The organism is Enterobacter sp. 4974935 (assembly GCF_058661735.1).
Map to the genome: position 1 here is coordinate 3,500,666 of NZ_JBZWGT010000003.1, position 26,017 is coordinate 3,526,682.

At 54.1% G+C, this 26,017-nt stretch carries 21 protein-coding genes; 2 read left to right on the plus strand and 19 right to left on the minus strand.

Annotation, left to right across the window (positions count from 1 at the left end):
* Positions 1–20: 20 nt before the first annotated feature.
* The 19 genes from AC4OVS_RS18095 to rpsB all read right to left on the minus strand — a co-directional run bounded on the left by AC4OVS_RS18095 (position 21) and on the right by rpsB (position 22,156).
* Positions 21–410 (minus strand): VOC family protein, encoded by a 390-nt coding sequence (locus tag AC4OVS_RS18095; protein WP_022647115.1) that lies wholly within the window; start codon positions 408–410, stop codon positions 21–23.
* 66 nt (positions 411–476) lie between these two features.
* Positions 477–2,609: a lysine decarboxylase LdcC gene (locus tag AC4OVS_RS18100; RefSeq protein WP_491922610.1), complete on the minus strand. Its 2,133-nt coding sequence runs from the start codon at positions 2,607–2,609 to the stop codon at positions 477–479.
* Positions 2,610–2,709: 100 nt separating this feature from the next.
* Positions 2,710–3,669 (minus strand): acetyl-CoA carboxylase carboxyl transferase subunit alpha, encoded by a 960-nt coding sequence (gene accA, locus AC4OVS_RS18105; protein WP_003856154.1) that lies wholly within the window; start codon positions 3,667–3,669, stop codon positions 2,710–2,712.
* A 12-nt stretch (positions 3,670–3,681) separates the two neighbouring features.
* A complete protein-coding gene (gene dnaE, locus AC4OVS_RS18110) occupies positions 3,682–7,164 on the minus strand; it encodes a DNA polymerase III subunit alpha (RefSeq protein WP_022647113.1) in 3,483 nt (1,160 codons plus the stop codon).
* A 38-nt stretch (positions 7,165–7,202) separates the two neighbouring features.
* On the minus strand, positions 7,203–7,799 hold the full coding sequence (gene rnhB / locus AC4OVS_RS18115; protein WP_023305468.1) for a ribonuclease HII: 597 nt from the start codon (positions 7,797–7,799) through the stop codon (positions 7,203–7,205).
* Positions 7,796–8,944 carry a lipid-A-disaccharide synthase gene (gene lpxB, locus AC4OVS_RS18120; protein WP_491922611.1) on the minus strand — a complete coding sequence of 383 codons (1,149 nt, stop codon included), beginning with the start codon at positions 8,942–8,944 and terminating at the stop codon, positions 7,796–7,798. Before lpxB ends, rnhB begins: the two co-directional genes overlap by 4 nt.
* Positions 8,944–9,732 (minus strand): acyl-ACP--UDP-N-acetylglucosamine O-acyltransferase, encoded by a 789-nt coding sequence (lpxA, locus tag AC4OVS_RS18125; RefSeq protein WP_003856164.1) that lies wholly within the window; start codon positions 9,730–9,732, stop codon positions 8,944–8,946. The genes lpxB and lpxA overlap by 1 nt, the downstream gene beginning before the upstream one ends.
* Before the next feature lie 3 nt (positions 9,733–9,735).
* Positions 9,736–10,191 (minus strand): 3-hydroxyacyl-ACP dehydratase FabZ, encoded by a 456-nt coding sequence (gene fabZ / locus AC4OVS_RS18130; protein WP_003856165.1) that lies wholly within the window; start codon positions 10,189–10,191, stop codon positions 9,736–9,738.
* A gap of 104 nt (positions 10,192–10,295) precedes the next feature.
* Entirely contained in the window at positions 10,296–11,321 is a 1,026-nt protein-coding gene (gene lpxD / locus AC4OVS_RS18135) for a UDP-3-O-(3-hydroxymyristoyl)glucosamine N-acyltransferase (RefSeq protein ID WP_022647110.1), read from the minus strand.
* A 3-nt stretch (positions 11,322–11,324) separates the two neighbouring features.
* The gene (gene skp, locus AC4OVS_RS18140) at positions 11,325–11,819 is read right to left on the minus strand and encodes a molecular chaperone Skp (RefSeq protein ID WP_006810039.1); all 495 of its coding nucleotides are present in this window, start codon (positions 11,817–11,819) and stop codon (positions 11,325–11,327) included.
* 123 nt (positions 11,820–11,942) lie between these two features.
* Positions 11,943–14,360 carry an outer membrane protein assembly factor BamA gene (gene bamA, locus AC4OVS_RS18145; protein ID WP_022647109.1) on the minus strand — a complete coding sequence of 806 codons (2,418 nt, stop codon included), beginning with the start codon at positions 14,358–14,360 and terminating at the stop codon, positions 11,943–11,945.
* Between the two features lie 31 nt (positions 14,361–14,391).
* Positions 14,392–15,744: a sigma E protease regulator RseP gene (gene rseP / locus AC4OVS_RS18150; RefSeq protein ID WP_022647108.1), complete on the minus strand. Its 1,353-nt coding sequence runs from the start codon at positions 15,742–15,744 to the stop codon at positions 14,392–14,394.
* A gap of 11 nt (positions 15,745–15,755) precedes the next feature.
* Positions 15,756–16,613 (minus strand): phosphatidate cytidylyltransferase, encoded by an 858-nt coding sequence (gene cdsA, locus AC4OVS_RS18155; protein ID WP_003856175.1) that lies wholly within the window; start codon positions 16,611–16,613, stop codon positions 15,756–15,758.
* A gap of 12 nt (positions 16,614–16,625) precedes the next feature.
* Positions 16,626–17,384, minus strand: a complete 759-nt coding sequence (ispU, locus tag AC4OVS_RS18160; RefSeq protein ID WP_003856176.1) for a (2E,6E)-farnesyl-diphosphate-specific ditrans,polycis-undecaprenyl-diphosphate synthase — start codon at positions 17,382–17,384, stop codon at positions 16,626–16,628.
* A 185-nt stretch (positions 17,385–17,569) separates the two neighbouring features.
* Positions 17,570–18,769 (minus strand): 1-deoxy-D-xylulose-5-phosphate reductoisomerase, encoded by a 1,200-nt coding sequence (gene ispC / locus AC4OVS_RS18165; protein WP_023299367.1) that lies wholly within the window; start codon positions 18,767–18,769, stop codon positions 17,570–17,572.
* A 92-nt stretch (positions 18,770–18,861) separates the two neighbouring features.
* A complete protein-coding gene (frr, locus tag AC4OVS_RS18170) occupies positions 18,862–19,419 on the minus strand; it encodes a ribosome recycling factor (RefSeq protein ID WP_003856180.1) in 558 nt (185 codons plus the stop codon).
* A 167-nt stretch (positions 19,420–19,586) separates the two neighbouring features.
* Positions 19,587–20,312, minus strand: a complete 726-nt coding sequence (gene pyrH / locus AC4OVS_RS18175; protein ID WP_008501910.1) for a UMP kinase — start codon at positions 20,310–20,312, stop codon at positions 19,587–19,589.
* A gap of 149 nt (positions 20,313–20,461) precedes the next feature.
* Positions 20,462–21,313 (minus strand): translation elongation factor Ts, encoded by an 852-nt coding sequence (gene tsf / locus AC4OVS_RS18180; protein ID WP_015572722.1) that lies wholly within the window; start codon positions 21,311–21,313, stop codon positions 20,462–20,464.
* 117 nt (positions 21,314–21,430) lie between these two features.
* Positions 21,431–22,156, minus strand: a complete 726-nt coding sequence (gene rpsB / locus AC4OVS_RS18185; RefSeq protein WP_022647105.1) for a 30S ribosomal protein S2 — start codon at positions 22,154–22,156, stop codon at positions 21,431–21,433.
* 321 nt (positions 22,157–22,477) lie between these two features.
* Here rpsB and map point away from each other — a divergent pair, with 321 nt between their 5' ends.
* Both map and glnD read left to right on the plus strand, forming a co-directional pair.
* Positions 22,478–23,272, plus strand: a complete 795-nt coding sequence (map, locus tag AC4OVS_RS18190; protein WP_022647104.1) for a type I methionyl aminopeptidase — start codon at positions 22,478–22,480, stop codon at positions 23,270–23,272.
* Between the two features lie 62 nt (positions 23,273–23,334).
* Positions 23,335–26,010: a bifunctional uridylyltransferase/uridylyl-removing protein GlnD gene (gene glnD / locus AC4OVS_RS18195; protein ID WP_063148831.1), complete on the plus strand. Its 2,676-nt coding sequence runs from the start codon at positions 23,335–23,337 to the stop codon at positions 26,008–26,010.
* Positions 26,011–26,017: the final 7 nt, after the last annotated feature.

Sequence of the window (26,017 nt, forward strand, 5' to 3'; positions counted from 1 at the left end):
ATTATCACACATGACGGCGATTACTGCTGATAAAGCTCCAGCGGCAGACCGTCCGGATCGTTGAAAAAAGTGAAACGTTTATCGGTGAAGGGATCGATGCGAATTGCTTCACAGGCCACGCCGTGGGCTTCCAGATGCTTTACCGCGCTGTCCAGGTTATCGACGCTGAAGGCCAGGTGGCGCAGGCCGCAGGCTTCCGGGCGCGAAGGACGCGCTGGCGGGAAAGGAAAAGAGAACAGTTCAATCACATATTGTCCGTTTAACGCCAGATCGCCTTTCCAGGAATCGCGCTCCTCGCGGTAGGCCTCGCTCAACAGCGTAAAGCCGAGAATGTCGCAGTAAAAGGCCTTACTTTTCGCGTAATCGGTGGCAATGATCGCAATATGATGAACAGCTTTTAAACCCAGCATAGTTTCTCCTTTTTATGATGTCCTGAACGTTACAACCGACAACCCGCCCCTGGCAAGCGGCCCCTTTTATTTTAGGACTCTCACCCAGTACACGCCGTTATCATCGCGTTTCGCACCGTGAATATCCGTCTCAAAGCCCGGATAGTGGCGCCCTATCGAACAGAGCATCAGCAGGAAATCGAGCACCGCCCGGCTCTCCTCGGTGATCATCTCGCCCGGCATCAGCAGCGGTACGCCCGGCGGATAAGGCAGGATCATGTTGGCTGATACCCGCCCGACCAGGTTCTCCAGTTCAATGGTTTCAACCTCCCCTTTAACCTGGCGTTGCCACGCCCTGTGCGGCGTGAGCTTCATTTCAGGCAGAACATCAAATGCCTGCAGCATCAGGCGCGGCAGATCGTGCTGGCGGATCAGCCTGTGGATCCCCTGGGCCAAATCCTGAATACGCATATTCCGGTAGAAGTCAGTATCTTCCGCGTAGAGATCCGGCAGCATGTTCTTCACCCGCAGGTTAAGATCGTACGCGCGCTTAAACTCCATAAGCCCGCGCAGCAGGCCCATCGCGCGGGTTTTATCGATCCCGATACTGAACAGGAACAGCAAATTATAGGGGCCGGTTTTCTCCACCACCACGCCGCGCTCATCAAGGAACTTCGCCACCAGCGCAGCCGGGATCCCTTCCTCACCCATCACACCCTGCTCATCCATGCCCGGCGTCAGGATCGTCACCTTAACCGGATCAAGGAACATGTGGTCTGCATCAGCATCCCGAAAACCGTGCCAGCTCTCCCCCGGCGCGACGGGCCAGCATTCTGCTTCATCAATCTCTTCCGGCTGCCAGATATCAAAGAACCAGCCTTCCGCTTCATCTTTAAGACGCTGAACCTCTTTTCGGAAATGCAGCGCCCGCTCCACCGAACGATTAATAAGGCGTTTCCCGGGATTGCCGCGCAGCATCGCCGCCGCCGTTTCGATGGACGCCACCAGCGGGTAGCTGGGCGACGTGGTCGTGTGCATCATGAATGCTTCGTTGAAGGTGTCCTCGTCGTACTCACCCTTGATGTGAATGAGAGACGCCTGGGAAAACGCGGCCAGCATTTTGTGCGTCGACTGCGTCTCGAAGAACACCTTGCCCGGCACCCGCTCGCCGCTCATCCCACTTTTACCCGAGTAAATCGGGTGGAAATTGGTGTAAGGCACCCACGCGGAGTCAAAGTGAATCGACGGCACGTCCAGCGTCTGCTTGATCCAGTTCGTGTTGTAAAGCAGCCCGTCATAGGTGGAGTTGGTGATCACCGCATGCACAGGCCAGCTTGCCTCGGGGATCGCCGCGATCTTATTTTCAATGGCTTCATACGCGAACTCACGGCGAGGAATGCCGCCGAGGATCCCCAGCGCATTACGCGTGGGAGACAGCCAGAGCGGCACGACGTCACTCATCATCAGCAAATGCGCCAGTGATTTATGGCAGTTCCGGTCAATCAGCAGCGTGCTACCGGCAGGCGCGGCATACATGCCGACGATCTTGTTCGACGTTGAGGTTCCGTTGGTCACCATGTAGCTCTGCTCGGCACCAAAGGTCCGGGCGATGTACTCTTCGGCTTCCAGATGCGGGCCGGTATGATCCAGCAGCGAGCCCAGCTCGGTCACTGAAATCGACACGTCCGCCTTCAGCGTATTGCCGCCAAAGAAATCGTAGAACAGGCACCCTACCGGGCTTTTTTGATAGGCCGTTCCCGCCATGTGGCCTGGCGTACAGAAGGTGTACTTCCCTTCATTCACATAGGTGAACAGCGCACGCGTAAACGGCGGGGTGATGTTATCAAGGTATTCGCCGGTGTACTGCTGAATGCGGGTCGCAATGTCCTCGGCAACGCCGAGTGAGTATTCGAAGAACCACAGCGCCATACGCATATCGTGGGCGCTGACGTCCATGGTCGAGTGAGTGTTGATAAAGGCGTACAGCGGAAGATATTCGTTGAGCTTATTGATCTCGCTGCACAACTCCATGTCGTATTCGTCCCAGTCGAATATCACGCCACAGATGCGCGGATTGTGTTCGATGAATTTCAGCAGGTCGGCGCTGTTTTGCGGCCAGATTAGCTGATATCCGCGTGCTTTAAGGGCCTGCTCAAGCTCCTTGATGGGTTCGTCTTTATAAAAGACGCCGTGTGGCCCCATGATGGCAATGATGTTCATGGTTTACCTCCTTGAAAAACATCAGATAAGCATAGTTAAGGTAAACGGCAGGTATAAAAAAAGCCGCAACAATGTGCGGCTTTTAGGATAATTGTGAGGCTTACGCGTAACCGTAGGTCATCAGGCGCTGATAACGACGGTTGAGCAGATCTTCTGTGCTCAGCACGTCCAGATCAGCCAGGTCTGCCAGCAGCTGCGCTTTCAGGGAAGCAGCCATCACTTCCGGCTTACGGTGCGCGCCACCCAGCGGTTCAGGGATAACGGTGTCGATCAGCTTCAGCTCTTTCAGACGTGGGGCAATGATGCCCATCGCTTCCGCAGCCAGCGGCGCTTTATCGGCACTTTTCCACAGAATGGAGGCACAGCCTTCCGGAGAGATAACGGAATAGGTGCTGTACTGCAGCATATTCACTTTATCGCCCACGCCAATTGCCAGCGCACCGCCGGAACCACCTTCACCGATAACGGTACAGATGACCGGCACTTTCAGGCGAGACATCTCACGCAGGTTGCGTGCGATGGCTTCAGACTGACCGCGCTCTTCTGCGCCAACACCCGGGTAAGCACCCGGTGTGTCGATGAAGGTGATGATTGGCATATTGAAACGCTCAGCCATCTCCATCAGACGCAGGGCCTTACGGTAGCCTTCTGGTGCTGGCATACCGAAGTTACGACGGATCTTCTCTTTGGTTTCACGGCCTTTCTGGTGACCAATGATCATCACCGGACGTCCATCAAGACGCGCGATACCGCCGACGATAGCTTTATCGTCAGCGTATGCGCGGTCGCCTGCCAGTTCGTCAAATTCGTCAAACGCCAGGCGGACATAATCCAGGGTGTACGGACGCTGTGGATGACGCGCCAGCTGGGCGATCTGCCATGCGCCGAGATCGGCAAAGATTTTGCGCGTCAGTTCTACGCTTTTTTCACGCAGACGATGCACTTCTTCGTCGATGTTAATATCCAGTTTTTCATCCTGACGGCTTACGGCTGTCAGAGAATCGATTTTCGCTTCCAGCTCTGCAATCGGCTGTTCGAAATCAAGGAAATTCAGACTCATAGTATTCCTGTATTAGTCAAACTCCAGTTCCACCTGCTCCGAACCAATGAGGCCACGGAGATCGTTCAGTAAACGATCGCTCGGAGAGACACGCCACGTTGCACCAAAGCGCAACCGCGCACGTGCATCCGCCCTCTGATAGTAGAGATGTACTGGAATGGTCCCCGAGCGGTGGGGTTCCAGAGACTGACGGAGTCGGTTTAAAAGCTGGTCATCAATTTGCCTGTCCGTCAGCGAGATAGCAAGCCCGCGAGCATATTTTTCCCGGGCTTCGTCAATGTCCATCACTTCGCGGGCGGTCATTTTAAGCCCCCCGCTGAAGTCATCAAAGCTGACCTGTCCGCTGACGATAAGTATGCGGTCTTTTTCCAGCAATTGCTGGTATTTATCCAGCGCGTCGGTGAACAACATCACCTCCAGACGCCCGGAACGGTCATCCAGGGTACAGATGCCGATACGATTGCCGCGCTTGGTGACCATTACCCTTGCAGCAATCACGAGCCCCGCAGCCGTGGTGATTTTACCACGTTCTGTCGGATGCATGTCTTTAAGCCTGTGGCCGCCGACATAGCGCTCAATTTCTTTCAGATACTGGTTGATCGGGTGTCCCGTCAGGTACAGGCCTAACGTCTCACGCTCCCCATCCAGCACCACCTGTTCTGGCCACGGCTGGCAGTTGGAATAGGACTGCTCGATCTGCTCTGGCTCTTCCGCCAGCACACCGAACATATCCGCCTGACCAATGGCTTCCGCTTTAGCATGCTGATCGGCCGCTTTCAGCGCATCGCCGAGCGAGTTCATCAGCGCGGCGCGGTGTGGCCCCAGCCGGTCAAACGCACCGGACATGATCAGTTTTTCCAGCACGCGCCGGTTCAGTTTTTTGGTATCGGTGCGGGCGCACAGGTCGAACAGCTCGCGGAAATAGCCGCCGTTGTTACGCGCTTCGATGATCGCCTCGATCGGCCCCTCACCCACGCCCTTGATCGCGCCGATCCCATAGACGATTTCCCCGTCATCGTTGACGTGGAAATGGTACAGGCCAGAGTTAATATCCGGCGGCAGGATCTTCAGCCCCATGCGCCAGCACTCGTCCACCAGGCCAACCACCTTTTCGGTGTTGTCCATATCGGCGGTCATTACCGCCGCCATAAACTCAGCGGGATAGTGAGCCTTCAGCCACAGCGTCTGATACGACACCAAAGCATAAGCGGCGGAGTGGGATTTGTTAAATCCGTACCCGGCGAATTTCTCCACCAGGTCGAAGATTTTCATCGCCAGTTCGCCATCGACGCCGTTTTTCTTCGCCCCATCTTCAAAGATAGAACGCTGCTTGGCCATCTCTTCCGGCTTTTTCTTACCCATCGCACGACGCAACATATCTGCGCCGCCAAGGGTGTAACCAGAAAGCACCTGGGCGATCTGCATGACCTGTTCCTGATACAGGATGATGCCGTAGGTTGGCTCCAGTACCGGTTTCAGGCTTTCATGCTGCCACTGCACATCCGGATAGGAAATCTCTTCGCGCCCGTGCTTACGGTCGATAAAGTTATCTACCATCCCCGACTGCAACGGGCCCGGACGGAACAGAGCCACCAGCGCGATCATATCTTCGAAGCAGTCTGGTTGCAGACGCTTAATCAAATCTTTCATGCCGCGGGATTCAAGCTGGAAGACGGCTGTCGTCTCGGAGCGTTGCAGCATGTCGAAACTTTTCTTGTCATCAAGCGGGATAGCCGCGATATCCAGCGGCGGCTCGCCGTTCTTCTCACGGCGGGCGTTGATCATCTCCAGCGCCCAGTTGATGATGGTCAGCGTACGCAAACCAAGGAAGTCGAACTTCACAAGCCCGGCGTATTCAACGTCGTTCTTGTCGAACTGGGTGACCGGATGCTGGCCCGCTTCATCGCAGTACAGCGGCGCGAAGTCAGTGATTTTGGTCGGGGCGATAACCACGCCCCCCGCATGCTTACCGGCGTTACGCGTGACGCCCTCCAGCTTGCGCGCCATGTCGATCAGCGCTTTCACCTCTTCGTCGGCTTCGTAGATTTCCGGCAGCTGAGGTTCAGCTTCAAAGGCTTTCGCCAGGGTCATGCCCGGATCGGGCGGCACCAGCTTAGAGATTCGATCGACAAAACCGTAGGGGTGGCCCAGAACGCGGCCCACGTCGCGGATAACCGCTTTCGCCGCCATCGTACCGAAGGTAATGATCTGTGAAACCGCATCACGACCGTACATATCGGCCACGTGCTCAATCACCTGGTCGCGTTTTTCCATGCAGAAGTCGACGTCGAAGTCGGGCATGGAGACACGTTCCGGGTTAAGGAAACGTTCGAACAGCAGGTCGAATTCCAGCGGATCGAGGTCGGTGATTTTCAGCGCATACGCCACCAGCGAGCCGGCACCTGAACCACGGCCCGGGCCAACCGGTACGCCGTTATCCTTCGACCACTGGATGAACTCCATTACGATCAGGAAGTAGCCAGGGAACCCCATCTGGTTGATCACCTGGAGTTCAATATCCAGACGCTCGTCATATTCAGGACGCTTCTCTTTACGGACCGCTTCATCCGGGAAGAGGAATTCCAGACGCTCTTCAAGGCCCTCTTTCGATTTCATGACCAGGAAATCTTCCGTGGTCATGTCGCCCGTCGGGAACTGCGGCAGGAAATATTCGCCGAGACGCACGGTGACGTTGCAGCGCTTGGCAATCTCTACGCTGTTTTCCAGCGCTTCCGGGATGTCGGAGAAGAGCTCACACATTTCCTCTTCGCTGCGCATGTACTGCTGCGATGAGTAGTTGCGAGGACGTTTCGGATCGTCGAGGGTGAAGCCGTCGTGGATAGCGACGCGAATTTCATGTGCGTCAAAATCGCCCGGCTCAAGGAAGCGCACATCGTTGGTGGCTACCACAGGCAGGCCACGCGCTTCCGCCAGGGCGACGGCCGCATGCAGATAGCTCTCTTCGTCTGCACGCCCGGTACGGATTAGCTCCAGGTAATAGCGATCCGGGAAATGCTCTTCGTAGAACGAGACGCACTGATCCACCAGCGCGTTGTTCCCGCGCAGCAGACATTTGCCGACATCCCCCATACGACCACCGGAGATCAGCAGCAGACCTTCGTTCAGCTCCGCCAGCCAGTCGCGGTCAATCCATGGACCCAGCGCGCCGTAGCCGCGCTGGTAGGCTTTTGAGATCAGCAGAGTGAGGTTCTGATAGCCCGTGTTATTCATGGCTAACACGGAAATTTGCGTCATCTCATCGCCGAGCAGGTCGCTCTGCACGTGGAAATCCGCGCCGACGATGGGCTTTAATCCTGCGCCATGCGCCGTTCCGTAGAACTTCACCAGGCCACACAGGTTGGTAAAATCGGTGATCGCCAGCGCAGGCATGCCAAGCGAGGCCGCCTTCTTTACCAGCGGCCCGGTCTTTGCCAGCCCATCGATCATGGAGTAGTCGCTATGCACCCGCAGGTGTACGAAACGTGGTTCAGCCATCTTCAGATCCCGCGTTACTTAATTGCTTGCGTCTTGATTCAGGACACCAGTCCCAGCGCGCGTTTCACCGGGCCAAAGCTGCGCCGATGATGTTCAGTTGCGCCATGTTCAGCCAGCTTTTCCAGATGGAAAGCCGTTGGATATCCCTTGTGCTGGGCGAAACCATACGCGGGATAAGTGAGGTCCAGCGCGGCCATTTCGGCATCGCGCGTCACTTTGGCAATGATTGACGCCGCACTGATTTCTGCGACGCGGCTATCGCCTTTAACAACAGCCATTGAAGGCATCGGCAGCGTCGGGCAACGGTTACCGTCGATCAGCACATACTCAGGCACAATCTTCAGGCCCGCAACGGCACGCTGCATCGCCAGCATGGTGGCGTGCAGAATGTTCAGATCGTCGATCTCATCCGGCTCTGCGCGCCCGAGACTCCAGGCCAGCGCCTTCTCTTTAATTTCATCGAACAGCGCCAGGCGGCGCTTTTCGCTCAGTTTTTTCGAGTCGTTCAGGCCAGGGATCGGGCGGGCTGGATCGAGGATCACCGCCGCGGTCACAACGGCACCCACTAACGGACCACGACCGACTTCATCCACACCGGCAACGAGGTGGGTATGGGGATAAATAAATTCCATCATTGTGCTAACTCCAGCACCGCATCGGCCGCCTGCTCATCAGCATTACAGCGGATCATTTGATGCAGTTCACGGAAAGTATCATGCATCTGGTGGCTGGTTTTACCGTTGGCCAGCAGCGGCAGTAATGCATCAGCCAGTGCCTGCGGCTGGCATTCATCCTGCAAGAGTTCTTTCACCAGCTCGCGACCTGCAAGCAGGTTTGGCAGGGATACGTAGTCTGTTTTTACCAGACGTTTTGCCAGCCAGAAGGTAAACGGTTTCATGCGATAACCGACCACCATTGGGCATTTTGCCAGCATACACTCCAGCGCAGCCGTGCCGGAAGCCAGCAGTGCGGCATCGCTCGCAAACATGGCTTGCCGTCCTTTCCCGTCCAGCAGGCGGACGTGAAGATCCGGGGCAACCTCGGCTTTGATACGCTCAAACTGCTCGCGGCGTTTGGCATTCACCAGCGGCACGACCACTTCAAGGTCTGGGTACGTCTTGCGGAGAATTTGCGCCGTTTTCAGGAAATCGGCACTTAGCATTTCAACTTCCGCACCCCGGCTCCCTGGCAGCAGCGCCAGACAGTGCACATCATGCGGGATGCCCAGTTCGTCACGCGCCGCATTTTTATCAGGGTCCAGCGGCATGGCATCCGCCATGGTATGACCGATAAAACGGCACGGGACATTAAACCTGTCGTAAAACGCTTTTTCGAAAGGCAGAAAAGCCAGCACCAGATTGGTGGACCGTCCGATTTTGAAAACGCGTTTCTGTCGCCACGCCCACACGGACGGGCTGACGTAATGGATAGTTTTGATCCCCTGCTTTTTCAGGTTCCCTTCAAGGGTAATATTGAAATCAGGTGCATCAATGCCGACAAAGACATCGGGCTTGAGGTCGGTAAAGCGGCGGGTAAGATCGGCGCGAATATGCAGCAGGCGACGCAGGCGGCCCAGCACCTCGACGATGCCCATCACAGCCAGCTCTTCCATTTCATACCAGGCTTCACAGCCTTCGGCCTGCATCAGCGGCCCAGCCACGCCCACAAAGCGGGCATTGGGTACACGGGCTTTAAGCGCGCGGATAAGACCTGCACCAAGAATATCGCCGGAGGTTTCTCCGGCGACCAGGGCGATGGTAAGCGGACGACTGTCGACCATTAACGAATCAGACCACGGGTTGAACGTTCAAAGAATTCCATGAACGTTTTCACTTCAGGGTGCTTATTCGCCAGCTCGGCAATTTCCGGCTTCGCCTCTTCCAGCGTTTTACCGCTACGGTACAGCAATTTGTACGCGTTGCGGATCGCGGTAATCGCTTCGCGGCTAAAGCCACGACGCTTAAGGCCTTCAATGTTCACGCCAAACGGCGTGGCATGGTTGCCCTGCGCAATCACAAACGGTGGGACGTCCTGCGCCACACCGGAGCACCCGCCGACCATCACGTGTGCACCGATGATGCAGAACTGATGGACTGCGGTCATGCCGCCAATAATTGCGAAATCATCGACCGATACGTGCCCCGCCAGCGTTGCGTTGTTGGCGAGAATACAGCGGCTACCCACGGTACAGTCGTGCGCAATATGCGCATTAACCATAAACAGGTTGTCGCTGCCCACCTTCGTCAATCCACCGCCTTGCGTTGTACCACGATGAATGGTGACGCTTTCGCGAATGCGGTTACGATCGCCGATTTCCACGCGGGTCGGTTCGCCAGCATACTTAAGATCCTGGTTAACTTCGCCGATGGAGGCGAACTGATAGATCTCATTGTTGCAGCCAATGGTGGTATGACCATTCACGACAACGTGAGATTTCAGTACTGTACCCTCACCAATTTCGACATGGGGTCCAACAATACAAAACGGGCCAATGTGGACGTTTGCGCCAATGATGGCACCCGTTTCCACAATGGCGGTAGGATGAATAAAGGCGGATTTATCAATCACGTATCAGGCCTCCCGGCTACGCGCACACATCATTGTCGCTTCGCAAACAACTTTGCCGTCAACCATAGCTACGCCTTTGAAGCGAGTCAGGCCGCGACGCGTTTTTTCAAAAGTGACTTCCATGATCATTTGATCACCAGGCACGACCGGACGCTTGAAGCGCGCTTCATCGATACCCGCGAAGTAATAGAGTTCACCCGGCTCCAGTTTACCTACGCTTTTAAACGCCAGAATACCGGTAGCCTGTGCCATCGCTTCCAGGATCAACACACCCGGGAAGATAGGTTTACCAGGGAAGTGCCCCTGGAAGAATGGCTCGTTAACGGAGACATTTTTCACTGCGCGCAGAAAACGACCTTCTTCAAAATCCAGCACACGGTCTACCAGTAAAAACGGGTAGCGGTGCGGCAGAAGTTCTAAAATCTCTTCAATATGCAGAGTATGAGTGTCAGTAGTCAAAATACTCTTCCTGTCAAATGTACTAAGTAGCAATAATAACACGGCCTGCCGGTTTATAAACAAAGCCGACAGGCCGGGAAATTTAGCGTTAAACGGATGAACGCTTAGTCTTGTTGATCGATTTTGCGCTCAATCGCTTTGAGTCGCTTGCTCATATCATCAATATTCATCACCAGTGCAGCTGTTTTACGCCATACCTTGTTCGGTTGCAGCGGGATACCGGAGGAATAAACGCCGGGCTCAGTGATGGGACGCATCACCATACCCATCCCCGTCACCGTGACTTTGTCGCATATTTCCATATGGCCATTGATCACGCTGGCACCGCCTATCATGCAGTAACGGCCTATTTTCAGGCTGCCTGCCATGATAACACCACCCGCAACTGCGGTATTGTCGCCAATCACAACGTTATGTGCAATCTGGCACTGGTTGTCTATGATAACACCGTTACCAATAATGGTGTCGTCAAGTGCACCACGGTCAATGGTTGTGCAAGCGCCAATCTCAACGCGATCGCCGATAATCACGCGACCCAGCTGCGGGATCTTAACCCAGTTACCCCGATCGTTGGCGTAACCGAATCCGTCAGAACCAATCACCGTGCTGGACTGTACGAGGCAATTCTCGCCAATCTCAACCTCATGGTAGACAGAAACATTGGCCCACAGACGAGTCCCTGCGCCAATTTTCGTATTTTTTCCAACAAAGCAGCCTGGCCCAATCACCACGTTATCACCCAGCACAACGCCGGATTCGATAACGGCGTTTGCGCCGACTGCCACGTTGTTACCCAGCTGAGCCGTTGGATCAATCGCAGCGCTGGCTGCAATGTTCTGCGCCGGCTGCGGCGTGGTATCAAGAATTTGGGCCATGCGTGCATAGGTCAGGTAGGGATTTTTCACTACCAGTGCAGCGTTAGTGGCAAACGGAAGATCGTCCTGCGTCAGAACAACGGCAGACGCCTGGCACTGAGCCAGGTGTTCACGGTACTTAGGGCTTACCATGAAGGTAATAGTGCCTGCTTTAGCAGATTGCATGGACGCAACAGCGGTGATGACGATATCGCCATCACCGTGTAATTCTGCATCCAACTGCTGAGCTAAATCAGCCAGTCGAATTGAAGGCATTACTTATTTAACCTGTTTCAGAACATCAGCGGTGATGTCTTTAACATCGCTGCTGTTGAATGCAACGGCGTTCGCATCAACAACCAGATCGATGCTCTGATCGGCTGCTACTGCTTTAACGGCAGACTGAATACGCGTCACCAGCTTGCCACGCTCTTCGTTAGAACGACGCTGACGATCCTGCTCGAAAGCCTGCGCTTTCTGAGAGAAGGTCTGGCGCTGAGACATGACGTCTTTTTCCAGTTTGCTGCGCTCGCTCGCTTTCATGGTAGAACCATCACGCTGTAAACGCTGCATCTTGGACTGAAGATCACCTTCCATACGTTGCAGTTCGCTCGCACGGCCTTTGAATTCGTTTTCCAGCGTTGCAGAAACGCCCGTTTTCTGTGCAACCTGCTGGAACAAATTACCCATGTTGACGATTGCAATTTTGTCCGCTGCCTGAGCAGAAGTTGCCATCGCTAAACCGAGACCTGCAGCTAATAACCACTTTTTCACAATTAACTCCTTACCATCCCATTGGCACCCGAGGGGTGCCGTTCTTTGCGTGGCAAGGCGACCGTTTTACCGATCGCCGGTTGTCAGCGCTACACTGCCAACGCATTCCATTGCAGCGGATTATTACCAGGTTTTACCAATGTTAAACTGGAACTGCTCCGCTTTGTCTCCATCGTATTTCTTGAACGGCTGGGCGTAGGAGAAGACCAACGGCCCCAGCGGTGACATCCATTGTAATGCGATACCTGCGGACATGCGAATGTTGCCCGGATCGCTGTAGTCCGGAACGCCCGCTGCACGCATCTGGGCGGTATTCTCCCAGTTGGTATCCCACACCGTACCTGCATCCATAAAGAAGGAGGTACGGACAGAGTTCGCGTACTTATCACTGATAAACGGCGTCGGCGTGATGAACTCGAGGCTCGCCACGGCCATGGCGTTACCGCCTACCGCATCATCAGAGCTACAGACTTGTTTTGAATCGCGGCTTGCGCAGTTATCTTCGTCATTACCGCCGTAGTAAACCGCTTTCGGACCAATGTTATTGGACTGGAAGCCACGAACGGTGCTTGAACCACCGGCGTAGAAGTTCTCATAGAACGGCAGCTCTTTGCTTCCGATACCGTCACCATAGCCCCAGCGGGTACGACCCAGTACGACCCACTTGTGGTCGTCATCAATTGGGAAGTAGGACGCCGTATCCAGAGTGACCTTGTAGAACTCGTTATCCGAGCCCGGGATCGTCACCTTACCGTTCAGGTTAACGCGTGAACCTTCCGTCGGGAAGTAGCCACGGTCAAGACGGTTGTAGGTCCAACCGTAGTTGAAGGTGAAGTCATCCGCGGCGAAACCGTTGTCATCGCTGGACGTACTTGCAGACTGACCGATGGAGTCCAGGTAACGCCACATCGCCACCTGCGGTTGCATGTTAGACAGGTCGTTATGCACGTACCCTAAACCTGCACGCAGGGTGTTGTATTCGTTAACCGGGAAGCCGAGCGTACCATCCAGACCGTAACTCTTGTTGGTATACGAGGAGAGGTCCGCGTCGTCCGCTTTAAAGTCGTTATAGAAGATACGACCACCCAGGCTTACACCGTCCACGGTGAAGTATGGGTTGGTAACGGAGAACTCAGAGTAGGTCTGGTAGTCGTTTTTCGTCCCGTTGATACCGACAGAGTAACCCGTACCCAGCCAGTTATCCTGCTGAACGCCGACCTGGAAGCTCACGCCACTTTCAGTACCGTAACCAATACCGAAGTTGAAACTACCGGTATTACGTTCTTTAACTTTATAAACAACATCCACCTGATCCGGACGACCTGGTACACGCTGAGTATCGGTATCGACCGTTTCGAAGTAGCCCAGACGGTTCAGACGCTCTTTACCCTGGTCGACCAGATCGCTTCCCAGCCATGCCCCTTCCATCTGGCGCATTTCACGGCGCAGAACGGAGTCTTTAGAGGTATCGTTACCTTCGAAGCGGATTTTACGCACGTAGAAACGGTTGCCCGCATCAACGTTAACGTGAAGCTTAACAGTCTTATCCGCGTCGTTAATTTCCGGCTGCGTTTGCACACGCGGATACGCATAACCATAACGGCCGAGCAGCTTCTTAATGCTGTCTTCCATTTTGGTGACTTTAGATCCGCTATAAAGATCGCCCGGCTGAATTTTGGTCAGAGATTCAATTTCAGCAGAATGTCCTGCCAGGTTGCCGCTGACTTCAACACCTGAAAGCGTGTATTTATCGCCTTCTGTGATGTTAACGGTAATGTAGATACCTTTCTTGTCCGGAGTCAGACTCACCTGAGTTGAATCGATGTTGAAACGGGCGTAACCGCGATCCAGATAGTAGCTGCGCAGGGTTTCAAGGTCACCCGCCAGTTTCTGTTTCTGGTATTTACGATCGCCTACCACGTTCCACCACGGCACTTCGTCACGCAGCTGGAAGTTGGAGATCAATTCGTCGGTGCTGAACGCGTGGTTACCCACGATGTTGATCTGCTGGATCTTCGCAGAAACACCTTCCTGGAAGACCAGTTTCAGGTCAACACGGTTACGTGGCAGCGGTGTAACAACCGCTTTAACGCTCGCGCTGTATTTACCGACGCTGTAATAGAAATCTTCCAGACCTTTTTCAATGTCTGCAAGGGTTGTCCGGTCCAGAGATTCCCCCACACGAACACCCGATGCCTCAAGGTTCTGCTTGAGCATGTCATCTTTCACCGACTTGTTGCCGGAGAAAGTGATGCTGGCAATCGTTGGACGTTCTTTTACCTGAACCACCAGCGTATCACCATCGCGCAGGACGCGGACGTCCTCAAAGTTGCCAGTGGCGAACAGAGCACGGATGGTGTTACTGATATCTTCATCATTAACCGTATCGCCGGGGCGCACAGGCATACTGAGGAGGGCCGCACCAACGGCGACACGCTGAAGGCCTTCGAAATGAATATCTTTCACTACGAACCCGTCAGCACCGTATACGGTCGCGCTGCTAAACAGCAGCGACGCTATGAGCAACTTTTTCATCGCCATCGTTATTATGCGTTCTTCCTAACTAACTCTCTTACAACCGAGAGAAATCATTGAAAAGTGCAAGCCCCATTAACAGCACCAGCAAAATCGAGCCAATGCGATAACTAAAGTCTTGAACTCGCTCGGATACCGGTCCGCCTTTTAGCTTTTCAATCGCTAAAAACAGCAGATGGCCCCCATCTAATACGGGAAGCGGGAACAGGTTGATTATCCCCAGGTTCACGCTAATCAGCGCAAGGAACATGAGATAGTAAATCACCCCGAACTCCGCTGACATCCCAGCCCCCTGAGCAATCGAAATTGGCCCACTGAGGTTGTTCAGTTTCACATCACCGGTTATCAATTTCCCCAACATGTTGACCGTAAGCTTCATCAGCTGCCATGTTTTATCCGTGGCCTCAACGATGGCGCTAAACGGCCCATACTGGCGTATTGTCTTGTACTCATCTGGCAGTGGGATCACTTTCGGCACAACGCCGGCAAACCCTTCCGCCTTACCGCCGCCCGATTTGGTATCCGGGGTGAGGGTCAGTGAGAGCGAACTCCCCTGCCTTTCCACTTCCAGCGCGAGCGGCTTGCCTGGATTATCGCGCACCAGAGTAACAAAGGTCATCCATTGTGTTAATGGCTGACCATCGACTTTAACGATCCTGTCACCCGCTTGTAAACCTGCTTTACTCGCTGCCGAATTAGACTGTACTTCGGCTAACACCGGCTCGATCTGCGCGCTGCGCGGGCGAATCCCCAGTGTAGCGACTGGATCCTCTTTGTCTGGCTCAAAGCGCCAGTGGCGTAAATCCAGCACTTTTTCCTGCCGCTGGTCGGAACCAAAAGGCGATACGCTGACGGTTGTCTGCTCATCACCGATTTTCGCAACCAGTTGTAACCTCACGGCATCCCAATCAGGGGTTTCGATACCATCAATCGCTTTAAGTTCCATTCCCGGTGTAATTTGCGCCGTTGCCGCAATGGAACCCGTGGTGATTTCACCCACAACCGGGCGTACGCCAGGCACGCCGATAATAAACACCAGCCAGTAGGCGAAGATAGCGAAGATGAAATTGGCTACCGGTCCGGCAGCGATGATGGCAGCACGTTGGCCAACAGTTTTATTGTTGAACGCGCTATGTCGAAGTTCCGGGGCGACAGGCTCAACGCGTTCGTCGAGCATTTTGACATAGCCGCCCAAGGGGATCAGAGCAATGACAAACTCGGTGCCATGCTTATCGGTGCGCTTCCAGAGCGATTTGCCAAAGCCAATCGAGAATCGCTCTACCCGCACACCACAGCGCCGGGCAACCCAGAAATGGCCAAATTCATGCACGGTAATCAGTACACCCAATGCAACAATGAACGCCGCCAGATTCCAGAGAATGCTCAGCATAAAACCTTCCGTTATATCGTCCCAAACACCAGTAAAAGCAGGCAAGCAAATACGGGAACAGCCGCGGTAAGGCTGTCAATGCGATCCAGTATTCCGCCATGTCCTGGAATCAGGTGACCACTGTCCTTAATCCCTGCTTCACGCTTAAACATGCTCTCGGTTAAATCACCCAGTACCGATGCCAGCGCCGCGAAAATCGAACATACCAGCAGCGTGGAGGGGGCAACCTCAAGATTCGCCCAGACGCCATAGCCCCAGGAGATAATCGCTGCCGTAAACAGGCCGCCGATGAAGCCTTGCCAGGTTTTGCCCGGAGAAACCTTTGGCGCCAGTTTATGTTTGCCAAACAGTTTACCAAACATATAGGCTCCGGAGTCAGCCCCCCAGACGAGAATCATCACATAAAGCAGCCATATTGCGCCGCTGTAGTGGTTTTCGTCATAGTGCCAGGCGCGCAGCGCAACCATACCCCAGAAGAACGGAACAATCGTGAGCAGACCAAAAATAAGGCGCAACACTTTAGAGTTACGCCAGATCGCCGCAGAGCCCGGGTAGAAAAGCACTAAAACAAGCGCAGCAATCCACCAGGCCAGCGATATCCATAAGGATCCGGCAACCAGCGGCTGGTGAACATCGTGATGATATTCAGGCAAGGTATACAGCATCAGGGCCAGTAAAAAACCACAGAGTACCGCCAGCCATACCCGCTGAGTGCGCGAGGTAAAGCCGCTAAGCTGCCCCCATTCCCACGCGGCGAGCATACACACCACCAACGTAACAATAGCGAATCCCACCGGAGGCAGTAAAAACAGCGCTGCGATAACGACGGGTATTAATACAAAAGCGGAAATCAGGCGATACTTCAGCAAAAGCTACCCCCATCAGGCGTTATCGCCACCAGGCTCGGTGCCGCCGAAACGACGCTCTCGATTGGCAAAGGCATGCAGCGCACCTTCAAAGTCTTGTTCATCAAAATCTGGCCAAAGAACATCCGTAAAGTAAAGTTCAGCGTAGGCAATTTGCCACAGCAAAAAGTTACTTATGCGATGCTCCCCCCCTGTCCTTATAACCAAATCCACGGGAGCCAGTTCATTCATGCAGATTTGCTGACTCAGCGCCTCTTCATCAATCTGGTCGGGTCTTAACAGCCCTTCCTGAACCTGCTCAGCCAAATGCCGAACCCCCTGGATAATATCCCAGCGTCCGCCGTAATTCGCCGCGATATTGAGCGTCAGGCCGGTATTGTTTTCCGTCAGCGCTTCAGCTTTGCGAATCCGTTCCTGCAAACGTGAGTTAAAACGACTGGTTTCGCCAATAATACGCAAGCGGACGTTGTGGCGGTGCAGGCTTTTTACTTCACTATCGAGCGCCCACACGAACAGTTCCATCAACGCAGTCACTTCTTGCGCAGGTCGATTCCAGTTTTCACTGCTAAAAGCATAGAGCGTTAACGCATCAATGCCGTTATTGGCGGCAAAAGAAACGGCGCGGCGAACAGATTTCGCCCCGGCTTTATGCCCAAAGGCTCGTATCTTCCCTTGTCTTTTCGCCCAGCGGCCATTGCCATCCATGATGATTGCAACATGGCGACAGCCATGTGCTGGCAAGTTTTCGCTTATTGGTTGATTCGCAGACAACATAACGCGTTTTTAGTCCCTGAAAGGATTTAACGGTACACAGGAATACTGAAGCCTATACATAAAAAAGCCGTGTCATACCACGGCTTACCTGACCACTTAAAGCCAAATACCTGCGATCAGGTGGCGCAGACTATATCACTGAAGCCCAACGCTAACAAATAGCACGACGACTAGTGCTTGCTTTATCACCAGCTTGCGAGACGTGTCACCTGTTTACGCGCAACAATACGTGCCTGTTCATCCACGGCCAGCACCTCTTCCACACTCTGCGGCTCACGCAAATCCATCATCTCCAGCACGGATAAATTCAACGCGGCGATATCAGTAAAGCGGATCTGCTGATTCAGGAATGCTTCAACGGTCACTTCATTGGCTGCATTAAGCGCCGTTGTCGCCGCCTGCCCCTGATCGAAGGCCGTCATCGCCAGTTTCAGGCAGGGATAACGGTCGTAATCAGGCTCGCTAAACGTCAGTGAACTCAGCTTGCAAAAATCGAGAGGCTTAACGCCCGATTTTACGCGGTTTGGCCACGCCATCGTATGAGCAATAGGCGTACGCATATCCGGCTCGCCCAACTGGGCCAGCACGCTGCCGTCCTGATAGCGCACCATCGAGTGAATCACCGACTGCGGGTGGATCAGCACTTCCATCTGTTTCGCCGACGCATTGAACAGCCAGCGAGCTTCAATGTATTCCAGACCTTTATTCATCATGGTGGCCGAATCGACGGAGATCTTACGCCCCATTGACCAATTCGGATGACGACACGCCTGATCCGGCGTCATTGCGCTCAATTCAGACAGTGGCGTTTCACGGAACGGGCCACCAGACCCGGTAAGCAGAATCGACACAACGCCATTCTGCTCCAGGTCAGCGTACCCCAGGTTTTGTTGAAAAGGTTGGGGTAAACTCTGAAAAATCGCGTTGTGCTCGCTATCGACCGGCAAAAGACGCGCCCCACGCTGTTTTACCGCCTCCATAAAAAGGCGTCCGCAGGTGACCAGCGACTCTTTATTTGCAAGCAGAACATCTTTTCCCGCATCAATAGCGGCAAGCGTCGGCAGAAGACCCGCCGCCCCGACGATTGCCGCCATTACCTGATCAACTTCATCAAGCGAGGCCATATCGCAAGCCGCCTGTTGCCCGCTGAGCACTTCGGTACGACAGCCCTTCTCCTGCAACAGCGCTTTCACCTGGCGGGCGCTCTCTTCATCATCCATCACCGCAAAACGAGGGGTAAACTCCATGCACTGTTCGACCATTCGCTGCACGTTTTTTCCGGCCACAAGTGCGGTCACGGTGTAGCTGTCGGGATTATGACGTACGACGTCGAGAGTGCTGCAACCGATAGAGCCGGTCGAGCCGAGGAGAGTGAGATGCTTCATGAGATGCCCAAAAGTTAGACCAGATAAAAGCAAAACGCCGCCAGCAAGACTCAATGTCCTTCTGAACGGCGTTTATCAGTGTATAGCGAAAATCAGAACTGCATCAGTTCCGCTTCTTTTTCTGCCAGCGCCGCATCAATTTTCTTGATCGCCGCGTCGGTCATTTTCTGAATGTCGTCCTGAGAACGACGATCGTCATCTTCGCTGATCTCTTTTTCTTTCAGCAGGGCTTTCACTTTATCGTTCGCATCGCGACGCACGTTACGCACGGAAACGCGACCCTGCTCTGCTTCACCACGTACGACTTTGATCAGATCTTTACGACGCTCTTCCGTCAGCGGAGGCAGTGGAACGCGAATATCCGCGCCCGCTGAGCTTGGGTTCAGGCCCAGGTCAGATGCCATGATCGCTTTTTCAACGGCCGGGCTCATTGAGCGATCGAACACGTTGATTTTCAGGGTACGGGTATCTTCTACCGTCACGCTCGCCAGTTGACGCAGTGGCGTAGGCGTACCGTAGTATTCTACGATGATGCCATCCAGCAGGCTTGGGGAAGCACGGCCAGTACGGATTTTGCTGATTTGGTTTTTGAACGCTTCTACGCATTTGTCCATGCGTACTTCAGCATCTTTTCTGATGTCGTTAATCACGATACGAATCCTTGAAAACTTGTCTCAGGCAGACTATCCGCCAGCACAGCGCTACAGGTGTGCTAAGTATAGTCGCGTTTAATTCATGACAGCGCCAAAGGCGCGTCCAGGTAAGATACCACTACAAAGTAAAGCGGAATCTTACCTGTATTTATCGCCGACGGAAATTATTCCGTGATCAAAGTGCCTTCTTTTTCGCCCATCACGACGCGACGCAGCGCGCCAGGCTTGTTCATGTTGAAAACACGGATCGGCAGTTTATGGTCGCGAGCCAGCGTGAAGGCGGCAAGATCCATCACTTTCAGCTCTTTATCCAGCACTTCGCTGTAGCTCAGCTGATCGTACATGGTCGCGGAAGGATCTTTTGCCGGGTCGGCAGTAAACACGCCATCTACTTTGGTCGCTTTCAGCACCACATCGGCTTCGATTTCGATACCGCGCAGGCAGGCTGCGGAATCGGTGGTAAAGAACGGGTTACCCGTACCGGCGGAGAGAATCACCACGCGGTTGTTGCGCAGCAGGCTGATAGCCTCTGCCCAGCTGTAGTTATCGCATACGCCATTCAAAGGAATAGCGGACATCAGGCGAGCGTTCACATAGGCGCGATGAAGCGCATCACGCATCGCCAGGCCATTCATCACGGTTGCCAGCATCCCCATGTGGTCGCCCACTACGCGGTTCATCCCCGCTTTCGCCAGACCAGCACCACGGAAAAGGTTGCCACCGCCAATGACCACGCCAACCTGAATACCCAGTTCGACCAGTTCTTTGATTTCCTGTGCCATGCGATCAAGGATGCTTGCGTCAATACCGAAGCCTTCCGATCCTTGCAGCGCTTCGCCACTCAGCTTAAGCAGAATGCGTTTGTACACGGGTTTTGCATTGGTAGCCATGTTTCTTTCCTGAGACTGTCAACGATTAAGATGGGGTTAATTCTGGCGACATGATATGTCGCAAATCAGCACAGCGATACTGGAGCCTGTCTGATTTCGTGAGACGGGTGACAAAAAGAAGCCGCCCTCAGGCGGCTCCTTTTCAATCATTAAGACTGCTTGGACATGGCAGCAACTTCTGCTGCGAAGTCAGTCTCAACTTTCTCGATGCCTTCGCCCACTTCGAAGCGGATGAAGCCAGTCACGTCAGCGTTGTGCTCTTTCAGCAGCTGAGCAACAGACTTGCTTGGATCCATTACGAAAGGCTGGCCAGTCAGAGAAACTTCGCCGGTGAATTTCTTCATGCGGCCTTCAACCATTTTCTCTGCGATTTCTTTTGGCTTACCAGACTGCATCGCGATGTCCAGCTGAACCTGGTACTCTTTCTCTACCACTTCAGCAGACACGTCTTCTGGCTTAACGAATTCTGGTTTGCTTGCAGCGATGTGCATTGCCAGCTGTTTAACCAGCTCTTCGTCAGCGCCTTTAGCCGCAACCAGAACACCGATACGCGCGCCGTGCTGGTAAGAGCCCAGAACATCGCCTTCCAGGGAAGATACGCGACGGATGTTGATGTTCTCACCGATTTTAGCAACCAGCGCAACACGCTCTTCTTCGAACTGTGCTTTCAGCACTTCAACGTCAGTGATTTTGCCTGCAACCGCTGCGTCCAGAACTTTGTTAGCAAATGCCTGGAAACCAGCATCTTTAGCAACGAAGTCAGTCTGGCAGTTAACTTCCAGAATGATGCCGTAGTTGCCGTCGATTTTGGTGATGATCACGCCGTCAGCAGCAACGTTGCCTGCTTTCTTAGCTGCTTTGATCGCACCGGATTTACGCATGTTTTCGATTGCCAGCTCGATGTCGCCGTTCGCTTCGGTCAGCGCTTTTTTGCAATCCATCATGCCTGCGCCAGTACGCTCACGCAGCTCTTTTACCAGGGATGCGGTAATTTCAGCCATTCTTAAATCCTCGGGAGATGTGAACTGCCCGGCCGGGAGCCAAACAGTATAAATTGAAAAAAGGGGCCGATAATGGGCCCCTATTCATACACGGTACTAATAAGGGGTAAAACCTTATTATTCAGCTTCTACGAAGCTTTCTTCCGCCTGAGAAGCCAGATCCTGGGAACGGCCTTCACGAACGGTAGCAGCTACAGCGCTCAGGTACAGGCTAACAGCACGGATTGCGTCGTCGTTACCCGGGATAACGAAGTCAACACCGTCCGGATCGGAGTTGGTATCAACGATAGCGAATACCGGGATACCCAGGTTGTTAGCTTCTTTGATTGCGATGTGCTCGTGGTCTGCATCGATTACGAACAGCGCGTCTGGCAGGCCGCCCATATCTTTGATACCGCCCAGGCTGTTTTCCAGCTTGTCCAGTTCACGAGTGCGCATCAGCGCTTCTTTCTTAGTCAGCTTATCGAAAGTACCGTCCTGAGACTGGGTTTCCAGATCTTTCAGGCGCTTGATGGACTGACGAACAGTTTTCCAGTTGGTCAGCATGCCGCCCAACCAGCGATGGTTCACGAAGAACTGGTCGCAGCTGTTAGCAGCATCTTTCACAGCTTCGCTTGCAGCGCGCTTAGTACCAACGAACAGAATCTTACCTTTACGGGAAGAGATCTTGCTCAGCTCAGCCAGGGCTTCGTTGAACATTGGTACAGTCTTCTCAAGGTTGATGATGTGAACTTTGTTACGTGCGCCGAAGATGAAAGGCTTCATTTTCGGGTTCCAGTAACGGGTCTGGTGACCGAAGTGAACACCAGCCTTGAGCATGTCGCGCATGGAAACAGTTGCCATGTTTAAAACCTCTATATTGAAAGTTGGGGTTATGCCTCCACGTATCCCATATTACCGACCCCGAAGGGCACCCCGGAATATGTGCCGATACGTGTGTGTTGTTACACAAAGTGAGATTTGTCGCTCCCGTCCAGCCTGTGTATCTGAGATGGATCGGAAGTCCGGCGCGCTTTATATCACAAAACACGGCCAGAAACCAATAATTGTTGGCGGAGTGTGCTGTTAATGATTCTCAATTTGGCACGGGGTGCGCCTGACTGATACCATTGACAACACTTACACTAGTATTGTCGAAAAAATCGACACCGATGGACAGATTACATGGCTATCTCTATTAAGACACCTGAAGAAATTGAAAAGATGCGCGTCGCCGGTCGTCTGGCCGCTGACGTGCTGGAAATGATCGAACCGTTTGTGAAACCGGGCGTCAGCACTGGCGAACTGGATCGCATCTGTAACGACTATATCGTCAACGAGCAGCACGCGGTCTCCGCCTGCCTTGGCTATCACGGTTTTCCAAAATCCGTCTGCATCTCTATTAATGAAGTGGTTTGCCACGGCATTCCGGATGACGAGAAGCTGCTGAAAGATGGCGATATCGTCAACATCGACGTGACCGTCATTAAAGACGACTACCACGGTGACACCTCTAAGATGTTCATCGTTGGCAAGCCAACGATTCTGGGCGAGCGCCTGTGTAAAGTCACCCAGGACAGCCTCTACCTGGCGCTGAAAATGGTGAAGCCAGGCATCCGCCTGCGCACCATCGGCGCCGCAATCCAGAAGTTTGTGGAAGCGGAAGGTTTCTCCGTGGTGCGTGAATATTGCGGTCACGGTATTGGTCGTGTGTTCCATGAAGAACCGCAAGTTCTGCACTATGATGCAGACGACGGTGGCGTAGTGCTGCAAAAGGGCATGACCTTCACTATTGAGCCAATGGTCAACGCGGGCGATTACCGCATCCGTACCATGAAAGATGGCTGGACGGTAAAAACCAAAGACAGAAGCTTGTCTGCCCAGTACGAGCATACTATTGTGGTTACAGACAACGGCTGCGAAATTATGACGTTGCGCAAGGATGACACCATCCCGGCGATACTGACGAACATTGAGTGATAAGAAGCCGGCGAATGCCGGCTTTTTTAATGGCGATAGCTTTTTCTTATGGGTGGCGCACGATGAGTAATCTCTTACCCGAACAGTATGCTAACACAGCACTTCCCACCCTCCCCGACCAGCCTGACAACCCGGGCGTCTGGCCACCGCATGAGCTGACCTGCGCGCATATCAAATCCCATATGGCGGTTTTCCATCGCTGGCTGGGTAGCGCATTTGATGCAGGCGTCTCAGCCGAACAGCTCATTGAAGCGCGCACCGAATTTATCGACCAGCTCCTGCAACGTCTGTGGATCGACTACGGTTTCGGGCAGGTGAGCGACGTCGCGCTGGTTGCTGTCGGCGGATATGGCCGGGGTGAACTGCATCCGCTCTCTGATATCGACCTGCTAATCTTAAGCCGTAAAAAACTGCCGGACGATCGGGCGCAGAAAATCGGTGAGCTGTTGACCCTGCTCTGGGACGTGAAGCTGGAAGTGGGTCACAGCGTGCGCACGCTGGAAGAGTGTCTGCTGGAAGGGTTATCTGACCTGACCGTCGCCACCAATTTAATTGAAACCCGCCTGCTGATTGGCGACGTGGCGCTGTTCCTCGAACTGCAAAAGCACATCTTTAGCGACGGCTTCTGGCCTTCAGAAAAATTCTTCGCCGCGAAAGTCGAAGAACAAAACCAGCGCCACCAGCGCTATCACGGCACCAGCTATAATCTCGAACCGGATATTAAAAGCAGCCCCGGTGGCCTGCGCGATATCCACACGCTGCAATGGGTCGCCCGTCGCCATTTTGGGGCCACCTCGCTGGACGAAATGGTCGGTTTTGGTTTTCTGACCGAAGCCGAACGTAACGAACTCAACGAGTGCCTGCATCTGCTCTGGCGCATCCGTTTTGCGCTGCACCTGGAGGTCAACCGCTACGATAACCGCCTGCTGTTTGACCGGCAGCTTAGCGTGGCGCAGCGCCTGAATTACCAGGGCGAGGGCAACGAGCCGGTCGAGCAAATGATGAAGGATTTCTTCCGCGTCACTCGCCGCGTCTCTGAGCTGAACCAGATGCTGTTACAGCTGTTCGATGAGGCGATCCTCGCGCTGACGGCAGACGAAAAACCGCGTCCGATTGATGACGAATTTCAGCTGCGCGGCACGCTGATCGATCTTCGCGACGAAACGCTGTTCATCCGCGAACCGGAAGCGATCCTGCGAATGTTCTATACCATGGTGCGCAACAGCACGATCACCGGGATCTACTCCACTACCCTTCGCCATTTACGCCATGCGCGGCGTCATCTGAAGCAGCCGCTGTGTTACATCCCGGAGGCGCGCTCGCTATTCCTGAGCATGCTTCGTCATCCGGGCGCCGTCAGCCGCGGTCTGCTGCCGATGCACCGACACAGCGTATTGTGGGCCTATATGCCACAGTGGTCGCATATTGTCGGGCAGATGCAGTTCGACCTGTTTCACGCCTATACGGTGGATGAGCACACGATCCGCGTCATGCTGAAGCTGGAAAGTTTTGCCAGAGAAGAGACGCGATCCCGCCATCCGCTGTGCGTTGATTTGTGGCCGCGCCTCTCTCACCCCGAACTGATCCTGATCGCCGCCCTGTTCCATGATATCGCCAAAGGGCGCGGCGGCGACCACTCCGTACTCGGTGCCCAGGACGTGCTGAAATTTGCCGAGCTGCACGGCCTGAACTCACGTGAGACGCAGCTTATTGCCTGGCTGGTTCGCCATCATCTGCTGATGTCGGTTACCGCTCAGCGTCGTGATATTCAGGATCCGGAAGTGATCAAGCAGTTCGCCGAGGAAGTGCAAACGGAGAACCGCCTGCGCTACCTGGTCTGCCTGACGGTAGCCGATATCTGCGCTACCAACGAAACCCTGTGGAACAGCTGGAAGCAGAGCCTGCTGCGCGAACTGTACTTCGCCACCGAAAAACAGCTGCGTCGCGGGATGCAGAACACCCCGGATATGCGCGAGCGCGTGCGCCACCACCAGTTGCAGGCGCTTGCCCTGTTGCGCATGGATAACATTAACGAAGAGGCACTACATCAGATTTGGGCGCGCTGTCGCGCCAACTACTTTGTGCGCCACAGCCCAAACCAGCTTGCCTGGCACGCCCGGCATCTGCTGAAGCACGACCTGACGAAACCAATGATTCTGCTCAGCCCGCAGGCCACGCGTGGCGGAACGGAGATCTTTATCTGGAGCCCGGACCGGCCTTATTTGTTTGCGGCGGTCTGCGCCGAACTGGACAGGCGTAACCTGAGCGTTCACGACGCGCAGATTTTTACCACCCGCGACGGCATGGCGATGGACACCTTTATTGTACTGGAGCCGGATGGCAGCCCGCTGTCGTCGGACAGGCATGAGGGGATACGCTTTGGCCTCGAGCAGGCGATTACGCAGCGCAGCTGGCAACCTCCGCAGCCGCGACGTCAGCCAGCAAAACTGCGCCACTTTACCGTCGATACCGAGGTCAATTTCCTGCCGACCCATACCGACCGTAAATCGTTCCTTGAGCTGATTGCGCTCGACCAGCCAGGGCTGCTCGCCCGCGTCGGCCAGGTTTTTGCCGATCTGGGAATTTCGCTTCACGGCGCCCGAATTACAACCATTGGCGAACGAGTAGAAGATTTATTTATAATCGCGACGGCCGACCGGCGTGCCCTTAATAATGACCTGCAACTTGAAGTGCAACAACGGTTGACAGCAGCCCTCAATCCAAACGATAAAGGGTGACGTGTTT

Excerpts from the sequence above, each read along its gene's own strand:
- rpsB (WP_022647105.1), bottom strand. The coding sequence starts at position 22,156 with ATGGCAACTGTTTCCATGCGCGACATGCTCAAGGCTGGTGTTCACTTC.
- dnaE (WP_022647113.1), bottom strand. The coding sequence starts at position 7,164 with ATGGCTGAACCACGTTTCGTACACCTGCGGGTGCATAGCGACTACTCC.
- pyrH (WP_008501910.1), bottom strand. The coding sequence starts at position 20,312 with ATGGCTACCAATGCAAAACCCGTGTACAAACGCATTCTGCTTAAGCTG.
- rnhB (WP_023305468.1), bottom strand. The coding sequence starts at position 7,799 with ATGATGGAATTTATTTATCCCCATACCCACCTCGTTGCCGGTGTGGAT.
- AC4OVS_RS18100 (WP_491922610.1), bottom strand. The coding sequence starts at position 2,609 with ATGAACATCATTGCCATCATGGGGCCACACGGCGTCTTTTATAAAGAC.
- map (WP_022647104.1), top strand. The coding sequence starts at position 22,478 with ATGGCTATCTCTATTAAGACACCTGAAGAAATTGAAAAGATGCGCGTC.
- bamA (WP_022647109.1), bottom strand. The coding sequence starts at position 14,360 with ATGGCGATGAAAAAGTTGCTCATAGCGTCGCTGCTGTTTAGCAGCGCG.
- lpxD (WP_022647110.1), bottom strand. The coding sequence starts at position 11,321 with ATGCCTTCAATTCGACTGGCTGATTTAGCTCAGCAGTTGGATGCAGAA.
- ispU (WP_003856176.1), bottom strand. The coding sequence starts at position 17,384 with ATGTTGTCTGCGAATCAACCAATAAGCGAAAACTTGCCAGCACATGGC.
- glnD (WP_063148831.1), top strand. The coding sequence starts at position 23,335 with ATGAGTAATCTCTTACCCGAACAGTATGCTAACACAGCACTTCCCACC.
- tsf (WP_015572722.1), bottom strand. The coding sequence starts at position 21,313 with ATGGCTGAAATTACCGCATCCCTGGTAAAAGAGCTGCGTGAGCGTACT.
- accA (WP_003856154.1), bottom strand. The coding sequence starts at position 3,669 with ATGAGTCTGAATTTCCTTGATTTCGAACAGCCGATTGCAGAGCTGGAA.
- AC4OVS_RS18095 (WP_022647115.1), bottom strand. The coding sequence starts at position 410 with ATGCTGGGTTTAAAAGCTGTTCATCATATTGCGATCATTGCCACCGAT.
- ispC (WP_023299367.1), bottom strand. The coding sequence starts at position 18,769 with ATGAAGCATCTCACTCTCCTCGGCTCGACCGGCTCTATCGGTTGCAGC.
- rseP (WP_022647108.1), bottom strand. The coding sequence starts at position 15,744 with ATGCTGAGCATTCTCTGGAATCTGGCGGCGTTCATTGTTGCATTGGGT.
- lpxB (WP_491922611.1), bottom strand. The coding sequence starts at position 8,944 with ATGGTCGACAGTCGTCCGCTTACCATCGCCCTGGTCGCCGGAGAAACC.